General features: G+C 71.9%; 11 protein-coding genes and 1 pseudogene. 3 read left to right on the top strand and 9 right to left on the bottom strand.

Annotation, left to right across the window (positions count from 1 at the left end; all coding sequences use genetic code 11):
• Positions 1 to 32: 32 nt before the first annotated feature.
• A complete protein-coding gene (locus BFF77_RS06380) occupies positions 33 to 575 on the top strand; it encodes a bacterial proteasome activator family protein (RefSeq protein WP_066944723.1) in 543 nt (180 codons plus the stop codon).
• Positions 576 to 628: 53 nt separating this feature from the next.
• Here the strand turns inward: BFF77_RS06380 and BFF77_RS06375 are convergent, their stop codons facing one another.
• From BFF77_RS06375 to pdhA, 7 genes are all read right to left on the bottom strand, one after another.
• A complete protein-coding gene (locus tag BFF77_RS06375; protein ID WP_066944698.1) occupies positions 629 to 1,645 on the bottom strand; it encodes an NAD(P)H-quinone oxidoreductase in 1,017 nt (338 codons plus the stop codon).
• Between the two features lie 71 nt (positions 1,646 to 1,716).
• On the bottom strand, positions 1,717 to 2,811 hold the full coding sequence (locus BFF77_RS06370; RefSeq protein WP_211280171.1) for a potassium channel family protein: 1,095 nt from the start codon (positions 2,809 to 2,811) through the stop codon (positions 1,717 to 1,719).
• The gene (locus tag BFF77_RS06365; protein WP_066944694.1) at positions 2,799 to 4,325 is read right to left on the bottom strand and encodes a molybdopterin molybdotransferase MoeA; all 1,527 of its coding nucleotides are present in this window, start codon (positions 4,323 to 4,325) and stop codon (positions 2,799 to 2,801) included. Before BFF77_RS06365 ends, BFF77_RS06370 begins: the two co-directional genes overlap by 13 nt.
• Positions 4,322 to 5,197, bottom strand: coding sequence for an NTP transferase domain-containing protein (locus BFF77_RS06360; RefSeq protein WP_066944692.1), 876 nt, complete (start codon positions 5,195 to 5,197; stop codon positions 4,322 to 4,324). The genes BFF77_RS06365 and BFF77_RS06360 overlap by 4 nt, the downstream gene beginning before the upstream one ends.
• Positions 5,198 to 5,307: 110 nt before the next feature.
• Positions 5,308 to 6,792 (bottom strand): dihydrolipoamide acetyltransferase family protein, encoded by a 1,485-nt coding sequence (locus BFF77_RS06355; protein ID WP_066944690.1) that lies wholly within the window; start codon positions 6,790 to 6,792, stop codon positions 5,308 to 5,310.
• Positions 6,792 to 7,796, bottom strand: coding sequence for an alpha-ketoacid dehydrogenase subunit beta (locus tag BFF77_RS06350; protein WP_066944688.1), 1,005 nt, complete (start codon positions 7,794 to 7,796; stop codon positions 6,792 to 6,794). The genes BFF77_RS06355 and BFF77_RS06350 overlap by 1 nt, the downstream gene beginning before the upstream one ends.
• Complete coding sequence (pdhA, locus tag BFF77_RS06345) at positions 7,796 to 8,953, bottom strand: pyruvate dehydrogenase (acetyl-transferring) E1 component subunit alpha (RefSeq protein WP_066944686.1); 1,158 nt, start codon at positions 8,951 to 8,953, stop codon at positions 7,796 to 7,798. The genes BFF77_RS06350 and pdhA overlap by 1 nt, the downstream gene beginning before the upstream one ends.
• A 191-nt stretch (positions 8,954 to 9,144) precedes the next feature.
• On the opposite strand from pdhA, the gene BFF77_RS06340 reads away from it, so the two are divergent.
• On the top strand, positions 9,145 to 9,756 hold the full coding sequence (locus BFF77_RS06340; RefSeq protein ID WP_425424345.1) for an Lrp/AsnC family transcriptional regulator: 612 nt from the start codon (positions 9,145 to 9,147) through the stop codon (positions 9,754 to 9,756).
• Between the two features lie 40 nt (positions 9,757 to 9,796).
• Here BFF77_RS06340 and BFF77_RS06335 read toward each other — a convergent pair whose 3' ends face one another.
• Together BFF77_RS06335 and BFF77_RS06330 are read right to left on the bottom strand one after the other, a co-directional pair.
• Positions 9,797 to 10,441, bottom strand: coding sequence for a TetR/AcrR family transcriptional regulator (locus tag BFF77_RS06335; protein ID WP_066944684.1), 645 nt, complete (start codon positions 10,439 to 10,441; stop codon positions 9,797 to 9,799).
• Positions 10,438 to 11,718: pseudogene (locus BFF77_RS06330) on the bottom strand (3-hydroxyacyl-CoA dehydrogenase); the annotation flags it as partial. The pseudogene BFF77_RS06330 and the gene BFF77_RS06335, both read right to left, overlap by 4 nt.
• A 15-nt stretch (positions 11,719 to 11,733) precedes the next feature.
• Between BFF77_RS06330 and BFF77_RS38065 the strand changes: the two are divergent.
• Positions 11,734 to 11,972, top strand: a 239-nt coding sequence (locus tag BFF77_RS38065) for a 3-hydroxyacyl-CoA dehydrogenase NAD-binding domain-containing protein (RefSeq protein ID WP_245703286.1), incomplete at its 3' end; no start/stop codon positions are given.

Genomic DNA, 11,972 nt, shown 5'->3' with positions numbered 1-11,972 from the left:
TGGTGACTCACATGTGCGAGACAATGGGCCGTATGGAGATGCCGAGTAACGAACGGTCGCAGGAGAGCCCCCATGTCCTCGTGGTGGGACAGGACGGAATGGCACTCGGCGGTGGTGGCGGTGCCGACGAGGGACGCGAGGTTCCTGTGACGGAGATGGTCGAACAGCCGGCCAAGGTCATGCGCATCGGAAGCATGATCAAGCAGCTTCTCGAGGAGGTACGGGCGGCTCCTCTGGACGAGGCGAGCCGGGTCAGGCTCAAGGAGATCCACGCGGGCTCCGTGAAGGAGCTGGAGGACGGCCTCGCTCCCGAGCTGGTCGAGGAGTTGGAGCGGCTCTCGCTCCCCTTCACCGATGACGCGATTCCCTCCGAGGCGGAGCTGCGTATCGCGCAGGCCCAGTTGGTGGGCTGGCTGGAGGGCCTGTTCCACGGCATTCAGACGGCGCTGTTCGCCCAGCAGATGGCGGCCAGGGCGCAGCTCGAACAGATGCGCCGGGCGCTGCCGCCGGGCTCGGTCCAGGACGACGAGGGCGAGCAGGGACACGGCGCGCTCCGTTCCGGCCCGTATCTGTAGGGTCCGCCCCCTCGCGGCCCGGTACACCACAGGCGCACCGGGCCGGGGGACCGTCAGGCGGGGCGGTGGTCGGCCGGCGGTCGGCCGCCGGTCGGCGTGAGCAGCAGCACCTTGCCGACATGGGTGCCGGAGTCCAGTACGCGGTGCGCCTCCGCCGCCTCCGGCATCGTCATCGTCCGGTCCACGACCGGGCGGATGTCACCGTTGTCGATCAGCGGCCAGACATGCTCCCGTACGGCCGCGACGATCGCCGCCTTCTCGGACTGGGGGCGGGCGCGCAGCGACGTCGCCGTGATCGCGCCGCGCTTGCCCAGCAGGGCGCCCAGATTGAGTTCGCCCTTGACTCCGCCCTGGAGACCGATCACCGCGAGACGGCCGTTCACGGCCAGGGCCTTCACATTCCGGTCCAGATACTTGGCACCGACGATGTCGAGGATGACATCCGCGCCGGCGCCGCCCGTGGCCTCGCGGATCTCCGCGACGAAGTCCTGTTCGCGGTAGTCGATGAGGATGTCCGCGCCCAGTTCGGCGCAGCGCGCCAGTTTCTCGGGACCGCCCGCCGTGACCGCGACCCGCGCGCCCACCGCCTTGGCGAGCTGGATGGCCATCGTGCCGATACCGCTCGCGCCGCCGTGCACCAGCAGCGTCTCGCCGGGCCGCAGATGCGCGATCATGAAGACGTTCGACCAGACGGTGCAGGTGACCTCGGGAAGCACCGCGGCTGTCGCCAGTTCCAGGCCCTTCGGTACGGGAAGAAGCTGGCCGGAGGGTACGGCGACCTTCTCGGCATACCCTCCGCCCGCCAGAAGCGCACACACCTCGTCGCCGACGGCCCAGCCCGCGACTCCCGGGCCGAGCGCGCTGATCCGTCCCGCGCACTCCAGACCGGGGTAGGGGGAGGAGCCGAGCGGCGGATCGTAGAAGCCCTGCCGTTGCAGAAGATCGGCGCGGTTGACTGCGCTCGCCACGACGTCGACGAGGACCTCGCCCTCGCCGGGTACGGGATCGGGCACCTCGGCCCAGACGAGCGCCTCAGGGCCACCGGGTTCCGGAATCGTGATCGCATACATGAGCGCGAGGCTACTCCCGCCCTTGCCGCGCCGACCGGTCCTGGGACACGTCGGCGCCGGGGGGCATCGCGCTACGGGGCATGGGAGTTGTCCGGTGCCGTGGGGCTCTGCGCCCGGACGATGGTGATCAGACGGTCCGTGAGCTGAAGCGGGCTGGCGGTCGGATCGTCGTAGCCGAGCAGCCGGTGCCCGCGCAGCACGCTCACCACCAGATCGTCCGTCTCCCTGACGCCTCTGCCCACTTCGGACTTTATGACGGGCCGTTCGACGATGTCGAGGCCGCTGCCCTGCTGGATCAGATCCTCCATCACCGTTCCGGCGCTGGGGCTGAGCACCGAAAGCCCGAGCAGCCGGCCGGCGGCACTGGCGCTGGTGATGACCGCGTCGGCGCCGGACTGGCGCAGCAGCGGTGCGTTCTCCTCCTCCCGCACGGCGGCCACGATCTTCGCCGTACGGTTGAGCTGGCGTGCCGTCAGCGCGACCAGGACCGCGGTGTCATCGCGCTGAGTGGCGATGACTATCTGGCGGGCGCGCTGGAGTTCCGCGCGCAGCAGTACATCGCTACGGGTCGCGTCGCCGACGATCCCGACGAACCCCTCCGCGTTGGCCGCCTCGATCACCTTGTTCGACGGATCGACGACAACGATCTGATCCTTCTTCAGTCCGGTGGCACAGAGGGTCTGTATCGCCGAGCGGCCCTTGGTGCCGTAGCCGACGATGATGGTGTGGTCACGCAAGTTGGACCTCCAGCGGCTCAGCCGCCACTCTTCCCGGGTGCGCTCGGTGAGGACCTCAAGAGTGGTACCGACCAGGATGATAAGAAAGATCACGCGCAGCGGCGTCACCAGCAGCACATTCACCAGCCGCGCACTGTCGCTGTACGGGACGATGTCTCCGTAACCCGTCGTGGAGAGTGTCACAGTGGCGTAGTAGACGGCGTCCAGGAAGTCGACCGATTCATCGGCGTTGTCGTGGTAGCCCTGTCGGTCGACAAAGACGATGAACACCGTCAAGGCCAGGACGAACAGCGCCATCAGCAGCCGTCGGCTGACCTGGAGCAGCGGACGGACGACCTTCCGGCGCGGAAGTTTCACCCGGGCGGTGACCAGATATTCGTCGGCCTGTCTGGCCATCGCATCCTGGCCGGGAAGTTTCACGTGAAACATCCTCCCTCGGCTCCGGCCGTCCATGGCAGGTCGAGCACTTCCAGCTCCTGGCCCGCCCGCGCACCGCCCGGCGGTACGACCACGAGCCCGTCGGCGGCGGCGATGCCGCGCAGCATGGCCGGACCGTTGAAATGAAGCGGTACGAGTCCCTCGTCACGGTGGACGACCGGCACCAGACGGGTGTCGGACGGATGGCCCTGCACCAGATCACGCAGCGGTGTGCGATACGGAATCCTGGGGGCCCGTCCCGCCAGTGACCGCAGCAGGGGCTCGGCGAGCGTCAGCAGCCCGGAGACCGCGGCGAGCGGATTGCCGGGCAGGCCCACCAGATGGTGTCCCGAGGCCAGCCGGGCCAGCAGCATGGGATGGCCGGGCCGTACGGCGACACCGTCCACCAGCAGTTCGGCGCCCGTTTTCCGGAGCACCGGGTGGACATGATCGACCGGTCCCGAGGCCGTGCCTCCGGTGGTGATGACGAGATCGGCCACGGAGCCGGTGATCGCATGGCACAGCGCGTCGGCGTCGTCGCCGATCCGGCGGGTGGCGAGAACCTCGGCGCCGAGGGAGCGGATCCAGGGCGCGATCATCGGGCCCAGGGCGTCCCGGATCAGTCCGTCGTGGGGCAGACCCTCGTTGAGCAGTTCATCGCCGAGGACCAGTATCTCGACGCGTGGCCGGGGGACGGTGAGCAGCTCGTCGTATCCGGCCGCCGCCGCCAGACCCAGCACGGCGGGAGTCACCAGCGAACCGGCGGGCAGCAGCCGGTCCCCGGAGCCGCACTCCTGACCGCGCGGCCTGATGTCCTGGCCCGGGACCACCTCACGCTCGGCGTGGAGATGGCCGCCGTCGATGCGGGCGTGCTCGCTGCGCACCACCGCGGTCGCCTCGGGCGGGATCCGCGCGCCGGTGGCGATCCGTACCGCGGCCCCGTCGGGAAGCGGCGCCGCCTCTCCTTTTCCGGCGAGGATGCCGTTGTCCTCGGCGGGGCCGTCGGACGCGCTCCGTGCGGACGCGCCGTGCGCGCTCCGTACGGCCCAGGGGCCGGGCCCCGACACCGCCCAGCCGTCCATCGCCGAGGTGTCGAAGGACGGCAGATCGGTCAGGGCAGCCAGCGGCTCGGCCAGCGCCCGGCCCAGGGCACGGTCGAGCGGTACGCGGTCGGTCGGCGCGGCCGACGCCCGGCGCGCGGAGCGTCCCGACCGTACGGCGATCGCGCGGGCCGTCTCCCAGGGCTCGGCCCGGTGCCGGCCCGACGCGGCCCGGCCGCCGGAGGCGCCATGGGCCGGACCGGCCGCCGACGCCGACGGCGCCGCCGTGGCCCCGGAAGCGCCGCCGTGGTCCCCTCGCTCCTGGTCCGTGCCGCCGCTCTCGTCCCCACCGTCGCTCCGGTCCGCGCCGCGCGCCGGGCCGGAGCGCCCGACCGGGCCGGGCGCGGCGGCCGGCCCCGCGGCGACCAGCGCCAAGGCCTCGTCGATCCCGTCGATCCCGTCGGGGTCGTGGTCCCGGGTGGTCATCCGGCGTCGGCTCCCTCGGTTCCCGGTCCGTCGCCGCCCTCCGCCTCCTCCGCCCAGCGCAGAGCGAGCGCCGCGGCCTTGCGCGCGGCCTCCGCGACGGCCTCGGGACCGTCCCCGCCGGCCTTGGCCGCCGCGTAGCCGACCAGGAAGGTCGTCAGCGGCGCGGCGGGCCGGGCGACGCCATGGGCGGCGTCGCGGGCCAGATCGAGCAGGACGCTGATGTCCACGTCCAACTCGATGCCGAGTTCGTCCTTGACTGCGGTGATCCATTCATCCAGCACGGTTCCATGCTCTCTGATTCGGGCCCGGGCCGTGGAGATGTCTTCCCAGGTGTCGCAGTCGAAGGAGGCCAGAGGATCGTCATCGACCCGGGCGAGATCGAGTTCGTCCGGCAACAGACGCAGCGGAAGCCCGCGGAGGTTGCCGTACTCGGTCGCGAGAAGGGCGAGTTCGCGACGGAGCGGCTCCGCGCGATAGGCGGCGACCAGCGGCTGGTCACGGCCGTCGGCATCGGTGAGCAGGACCGCCTCCCGGCCGCCGGCGTCCAGCGTCTCGACCAGCCGGCGCACCGTCGCCCTGCCGAGGAACGGCAGATCCGCGGAGAGCACGAGCACGGTGTCGGCCTCGACGCACCGCACTCCCGCGTCGAGCGCGGCCAGCGGGCCGCCGCCGGGCGGCTCCTCGCGCGCCCAGCGCACCGGCCGCGCGGTGGGCCGCCGGCCGCCCACGACCACGGTCCGGGCGGCCTCGTCACACGCGGCCAGCACGCGGTCGAGGAGCGCCCGGCCCCCGACCCGTACCCCTGGCTTGTCGGCCCCGCCGAGCCGCTTGGCGGCACCCCCGGCGAGCACGATGGCGTCATACGCGGTCATGGCTGAAGTATGAGCCGCGATCACCCGTTCGAAGCTCTTGGCCTGTATACAAAGGCCGAAGTTCTCGGCCTTTTCGGCGCGGGCCCGTACCCGCCACCCGGAATGTCCCGCTACAGGGTGCGCAGCAGCATCGCCGGCTGTTCCACGCAGTCCGCCACATGGCGCAGGAAACCGCCCGCCGTACCGCCGTCGCAGACCCGGTGGTCGAAGGTGAGCGAGAGCTGCACCACCTGACGTACGGCCAGCTCCCCCTGGTGGACCCAGGGCTTGGGCACGATCCGGCCGACGCCGAGCATGGCCGCCTCCGGGTGGTTGATGATCGGCGTGGAACCGTCGACGCCGAACACCCCGTAGTTGTTGAGCGTGAAGGTCCCGCCGGTCAGATCGCCCGGAGTCAGCGTGCCCGTCCGGCCGGCCTCCGTCAGACGCGCGAACTCGGCGCTCAGCGATTCGGCGGAGCGCGTGTGCGCGTCCCGTACGACAGGGACCACCAGCCCTCGCTCGGTCTGGGCGGCGAAGCCGAGATGGACCGCGGGCAGACGCACGATCTCCCGGGCGGCCATGTCCACGGTGGAGTTCAGCTCGGGATGGCGGGCGAGGGCCGCCGTGCAGATCCGGCCGAGCAGCGCGAGCAGCGAGATCTTCGGGCCTCCGGCCGCGTTCATCGCCGTACGGGCCGCCATCAGCTCCGTGGCGTCCGCGTCCACCCAGCAGGTCGCGTCCGGAATCTCGTGCCGGCTGCGGCTGAGCTTGTCCGCGACCACGCCCCGGAGCCCGCGCAGCGGCACCCGGACCGCTCCGTCCTGGGCGGAGACGGGCGACGGCCGGGAGGCGGCCACCGGAGCGGCCGTCGCGGGCGACGCCTGCTGCCGCGCCCCCACGTGCGGCGGGAGCTGCGGCTGGGGCGGGAGCTGCGGCTGAGCGACTCCGTGCCGGATCGCCAGCTCGACGTCGGACCGCAGGATCAGTCCGTCCCGTCCCGAGCCCGTCAGCGCCCGCAGATCGACGCCGTGCTCACGGGCCAGCCGCCGTACCAGCGGGGAGACCACCGCCACCGGTCCCGTCGCGCCGTTGACCGGCCCGGCGGCGGGAGCGGGCCGGGTGCCACCGTGCGGCGTACGGAGCGCGGCGGGAGCGGTGCTCCGCACCGGACGGACCCGGCGCCTGCGCGCCACCGGCGCGCCTGTGCCGTATCCGACCAGCACATTGCCCGAGGTGTCACCGGACGACGGGCCCGTCGGACCCGCCGAGCCCGCGGCCTCGGGTGCGGCGGGCGATACGGCCGGATCCGCGGCGGGCGGTGCGGCGACGGGAGCGGACGGGCCGGCGGGCGCGTCGTCCGGCTCCGACGCTCCCACGGCCACCGTCAGCAGCGGAGCCCCGACCGGCAGCTCCGTGCCCTCCTCGCCGTAGCGCGCCGTGACCACGCCTCCGTAGGGACAGGGCACCTCGACCATCGCCTTGGCCGTCTCGACCTCGACCACCGGCTGGTCGATGGCGACGACATCCCCCACCGACACCAGCCAGCGGACGATCTCCGCCTCGGTCAGCCCTTCACCGAGGTCAGGCAGTTTGAATTCCAGCACCTGGGCCATCAGCTCTCCGTCTCCCACTGGAGCCGCGCGACCGCGTCCAGCACCCGGTCCACTCCCGGAAGATGGTGCCTCTCCAGCATCGGCGGCGGATACGGAATATCGAATCCCGCCACCCGCAGCACCGGCGCCTCCAGATGGTGGAAGCAACGCTCGGTGATCCTGGCGGCGATCTCCCCGCCGGGGCCGCCGAATCCGGTGGACTCGTGGACGACCACGGCCCGGCCCGTACGCCGTACCGATTCGGCCACCGTCTCGTCGTCGAACGGGACCAGGGAGCGCAGATCGACCACTTCCAGATCCCAGCCCTCGGCGCGGGCCGCCTCCGCCGCCTCCAGACACACGGGCAGCGACGGACCGTAGGTGATCAGGGTGGCGCTGCTGCCCGGGCGTCTGACCACGGCTCGGCCGACCGGCTCGACCGCGGCCGGCTCGTCGGGCGACCACGCGGCCTTCGACCAGTAGAGCCGCTTCGGCTCCAGGAAGACGACCGGATCGTCGGAGGCGATCGCGGCCCGCAGCAGTCCGTAGGCGTCGTCCACCGTGGCGGGAGTGACGACATGGAGGCCGGGCGTCGCCATGTAGTACGCCTCGGAGGAGTCGCTGTGATGCTCGACCCCGCCGATCCCGCCGCCGTAGGGCACCCGCACGGTGATCGGCAGCGGCATGGCGCCGCGCGTGCGGTTGCGCATCTTCGCCACATGGCTGATCAGTTGCTCGAACGACGGGTACGCGAAGGCGTCGAACTGCATCTCCACGACCGGCCGCAGTCCGTACATCGCCATCCCGACGGCCGCGCCCAGGATGCCCGCCTCGGCCAGCGGAGTATCCGTACAGCGGTCGTCCCCGAACTCCGCGGCCAGCCCGTCGGTGATCCGGAAGACACCGCCGAGCGTGCCGACGTCCTCCCCGAGCACATGGACGGACGGGTCCTCGGCCATCGCGTCACGCAGCGCGCGCCGCAGGGCCTGCGCCATCGTGGCGGGCTTCACCGCGACCGTGGTCATCACACCTCACCCGGCCCTTCCTCGGCCGACGCCGCCAGCTCGGCGCGGAGCTGGGCCGCCTGCTCACGGAGCTGGGAGGTCTGGTCCGCGTAGACGTGTGCGAAGAGATCCATCGGGTCGAGCGCCGGCTCGGCGTTCATCCGGTCGCGCAGCCGCGCGGCCATCGCCTCCGCCGCCTCGGCGGCCTGCCGGACGCCGTCCTCGCCGAGGATCCCGCGCGCGGTCAGCTCGTCCTCCAGCAGCCGGACCGGATCGTGCGCACGCCAGGTCTCGACCTCGTCGTCGGCGCGATAGCGGGTCGCGTCGTCCGCGTTCGTATGCGCCTCGACGCGGTACGTCACGGCCTCGACGAGCGTCGGTCCCTCACCGCGCCTGGCACGGGCCATGGCGTCGGCGAGCACCGTGTGCACCGCCAGCGCGTCGTTCCCGTCCACCAGCCGGCCCGGCATGCCGTATCCGACGGCCTTGTGGGCGAGGGACGGCGCCGCGCTCTGCTTGGCGAGCGGCACGGAGATCGCGAAGCCGTTGTTCTGTACGAGGAAGACGACCGGGGCCCGCCACACGGCGGCGAAGTTCAGCGCCTCGTGGAAGTCGCCCTCGCTGGTGCCGCCGTCGCCCACCAGGGCCAGCGCGACCAGATCGTCGCCCTTGAGCCGCGCGGCGTGGGCGAGCCCGACGGCATGCGGGAGCTGGGTGGCGAGCGGGGTGGACAGCGGCGCGACCCGGTGCTCGTACGGGTCGTACCCGGTGTGCCAGTCGCCCCGCAGCAGCGTCAGCACCTCGACCGGGTCGAGCCCGCGCGCCACGGCCGCGAGGGTGTCGCGGTAACTCGGGAAGAGCCAGTCCTGCTCACGCAGCACGAGCGCGGCGGCGACCTCGCAGGCCTCCTGGCCGGTGCTCGACGGATAGACGGCGAGCCTGCCCTGCTTGGTGAGCGCCGTGGCCTGCGTATTGAACCTGCGGCCACGGACCAGCTCGGCGTGGAGCCGCAGCAGCAGTCCTGGATCGGCGTCGGCCACGGCGTCCGTGCCCAGCGCGCGATACGGCTCGGCGTCGGGAAGCAGTGGTGCGGGATCGGTACGCGGCTGCCACGCCGGCGGGGTGGGCCGATGGGCCGCGGCACCGGGCAGTTCCTGGACCGTACTGCTCTTCTTCACGCGTGCACCTCCTCGTGGGAGCGGGCGGACGACGGGGTGTCTGATGTGGCCCGTCTCACCTACCGATTGTTCGGTCGTTGAGGCATTTTGGCTACAGGCGGCTTCAGCCTGTGGACAAACGGTTCTCCACAGCCTGGGATGGTCACAGGTCGTCCATGGCGGAGAGGTGGGGGGACATGGGAGCTGAACAAATGGCCGACGGCGCGGACCAGGGCGCCGAGCCGGCCGTCCGCGACACCGCCGGACGCGCCGCGCACGGCACCGGCCGTGGCGGCGGCGGTACGAGCGAGGCGGGCGGTACGAGCGGTACGACCGGTTCGAAGCAGCCCCTCGCGCCGCCGCGCCCGCTCGACGCCATCGACGAGGACATCCTCCGGATCCTCCGGACGGACGGCCGCGCCTCGATACGGTCCGTCGCCGAGCGGGTCCATGTCTCGCGCGCCAACGCGTACGCCCGGATCAACCGGCTGATCGACGACGGGGTGATTCGCGGCTTCAGCGCCAGGATCGACCATGAACGCGCGGGTCAGGGCGCATCCGCGTACATCACCTTGAAGATCGTGCAGAACTCCTGGCGCACCGTGCGCGAGCAGCTCGAAGAGCTCCCGGGGGCCACCCACATCGCCCTGGTCAGCGGTGACTTCGACGTACTGCTGCTGGTGCACGCGCCGGACAACCGGTCCCTGCGCGAGCTCGTGCTGACCAGGCTCCAGTCCATTCCGGAGGTGCTGTCCACCCGCACGCTGCTGGTGTTCGAGGAGACGGACCTCGGCCCGGGAACCGCCACGGGCCCGACGCTCTAGCCACGGGCCCGACGCTCCAGGTCTCCAGGGCTCCGCGGCTCTAGGTCTCCGGGGCTCCGGGGCTCTGGTTCTCCGGGGCCCGCCCGGCGCTGCGGCGTTCCGCGCGCAGTCCGTCGAAGGCCATCCGGACGACCGCGTCCGCCACCTCGTCACGGCCGTGGCCGCCGACCGCGCGCGGCCGGTACCACTCCACCAGGGAGTTGACCATGCCGAAGAGCAGCCGGGTCGCCAGCCTGATGTCCATGTCGGCCCGCAGATCCCCGTCCGCGGCGGCGGCCTTGAGCAGATCGGCCACCCGCTGGTCGAACTCACGGCGCCGCTCCATCGCCCAGCGCTCGGTCTGCGTATTGCCCCTGACCCGCAGCAGCAGCGTCACATAGGGCAGCTCGGCCATCAGCACCTCGACCGTACGGCGGGTCACGTACTCCACCCGCGCGACGGCCCGTCCCCGGACCGCGCCGTCCTCGTCGAGGATCCCGAAGAGCCCGTCCAGGGCGCGGCTGACGGCGAGGCGCAGCAGTTCCTCCTTGCCCACGACATGGTGGTAAATGGAGGACTTCGAGATCCCGGCGGCCTTGGAGAGATGCTCCATGGACGTGCCGTCGTAACCACGCTCGTTGAAGACGCGGACGGCGACGGTCAGCAAGGTCTCGGGCGTGTACGCGTCGCGTTTGGCGGTCGTCATGACGCCTCGTCCTCCTCCTGTGCGGCGGCCAGGCGACGCAGTGCCTGCGAGGGGGCGTAGCGGCCGGTGGGGTACTCCTCGTGCAGCGACTCCAGCGTCTCCAGCACCCACCGCGCGCCGAGCTCCGTGCCCCAGTCGAGCGGCCCGCGCGGGTAGTTGACGCCCAGTCGCATCGCGGTGTCGATGTCGTCCGAGGAGGCCACTCCGCGCGCCGCCGCGTCGAGCGCGAAGTCCACGAGCATCGCGACCGTACGGGCCACGATCATGCCCGGGATGTCGGCGATCACGCTGACGTCCTTGCCGAGTGCCTGGAAGAGACCGACGGCCTCGCTCAGGGCCGTCGCGTCGACCCCGGCGGCGGGCGCCAGGGCGATCCGTGTCGCCGCGCGGTAGTCCAGCGCGAGATCGAAGTGGACGACGGGCATCCCGGCGTCGTCGGCGGCCGAACCGTCCGCCAGGAACAGCCGCGTACCGCCGGACAGCTCGATCCAGCCGGGAAGGCCGGGGACGGCGTCCTCCTTACGGAGGACCTCGATACCGGCCTCCTCGATGAGTCCGGGCAGCGCGTCGGCCGCGAAGAGTGCGCCCTGCACGGTGACGGAAGCGGGCGCCCGCGCGGGCCCTTCCGTCCGCGCTCCGGCGCCCGGCGCGGCGTCCTCGCCGTACGGGAACCACCCATGGCCCGACTTGCGGCCCAGCCGTCCCGACTCGACCAGCCTGCGCTGCGCGAGCGAGGGCGTGAACCGTACGTCCTGGAAGAAGGACTCCCACACGGACCGGGTGACGGCCTCGTTGACGTCCTGGCCGATCAGATCGGTCAGCTCGAAGGGGCCCATCCGGAAGCCGCCGGACCCACGCAGTACCGCGTCGATCGTGGCGGGGTCCGCGGCGCCTTCCTCGTACACCCGGAAGGCCTCGGCGTAGTACGGGCGTGCGACGCGATTGACGATGAATCCCGGGGTGTCCGCGGAGCTCACCGGCGTCTTGCCCCAGGCCCGCGCCGTCGCGGACGCGCACCGCGCGGCGCGCTCGTCCGTCGCGAAGCCGCTGACGACCTCCACCAGCGGCAGCAGCGGGGCGGGGTTGAAGAAGTGCAGACCGACCAGACGGCCGGGGAGGCGCAGGGCGCCGGCGACCGCCGTGACGGAGAGGGAGGAGGTGTTCGTGGCGAGCAGGCAGTCGTCGCCGACGATGTCCTCCAGGGCCGCGAACAGTTCCCGCTTGACGGAGAGCCGCTCCAGGACGGCCTCGACGACGAGCGCGGCGTCCGCCAGCTCGGCGTCGAGGCCGTCCTGGAGCGGCTCTCCGTCAAGCGGGAACTGTTCGCGGCCCTGGAGGACATCGTCGGCGACGACTGCCTGCTCGCCACGAACACCTCCTCCCTCTCCGTCACGGCGGTCGCCGGCGCCCTGCGCCTCCCCGGCCGTCTGGTCGGTCTGCACTGCCCTCTTGTCCCGACCGATCGTTCGGTTACTCTAACTCTGTCCGTCAGCTCATGTCCCCGTCCCGCCTCTCCCGTCCGTTTCCTGTC

The organism is Streptomyces lushanensis, from assembly GCF_001700515.1.
In the GTDB taxonomy this organism is placed as follows: Bacteria; Actinomycetota; Actinomycetes; order Streptomycetales; family Streptomycetaceae; genus Streptomyces; species Streptomyces lushanensis.
Note: the sequence above shows the minus strand (reverse complement) of the source record. Positions and strands in the feature narration are given on the sequence as shown.

What these genes read in the sequence shown, in the direction of transcription:
- BFF77_RS06380 (WP_066944723.1), top strand. Translation starts at nt 33, where the DNA reads ATGGAGATGCCGAGTAACGAACGGTCGCAGGAGAGCCCCCATGTCCTC.
- BFF77_RS06375 (WP_066944698.1), bottom strand. Translation starts at nt 1,645, where the DNA reads ATGTATGCGATCACGATTCCGGAACCCGGTGGCCCTGAGGCGCTCGTC.
- BFF77_RS06370 (WP_211280171.1), bottom strand. Translation starts at nt 2,811, where the DNA reads ATGTTTCACGTGAAACTTCCCGGCCAGGATGCGATGGCCAGACAGGCC.
- BFF77_RS06365 (WP_066944694.1), bottom strand. Translation starts at nt 4,325, where the DNA reads ATGACCACCCGGGACCACGACCCCGACGGGATCGACGGGATCGACGAG.
- BFF77_RS06360 (WP_066944692.1), bottom strand. Translation starts at nt 5,197, where the DNA reads ATGACCGCGTATGACGCCATCGTGCTCGCCGGGGGTGCCGCCAAGCGG.
- BFF77_RS06355 (WP_066944690.1), bottom strand. Translation starts at nt 6,792, where the DNA reads ATGGCCCAGGTGCTGGAATTCAAACTGCCTGACCTCGGTGAAGGGCTG.
- BFF77_RS06350 (WP_066944688.1), bottom strand. Translation starts at nt 7,796, where the DNA reads ATGACCACGGTCGCGGTGAAGCCCGCCACGATGGCGCAGGCCCTGCGG.
- BFF77_RS06340 (WP_425424345.1), top strand. Translation starts at nt 9,145, where the DNA reads ATGGCCGACGGCGCGGACCAGGGCGCCGAGCCGGCCGTCCGCGACACC.
- BFF77_RS06335 (WP_066944684.1), bottom strand. Translation starts at nt 10,441, where the DNA reads ATGACGACCGCCAAACGCGACGCGTACACGCCCGAGACCTTGCTGACC.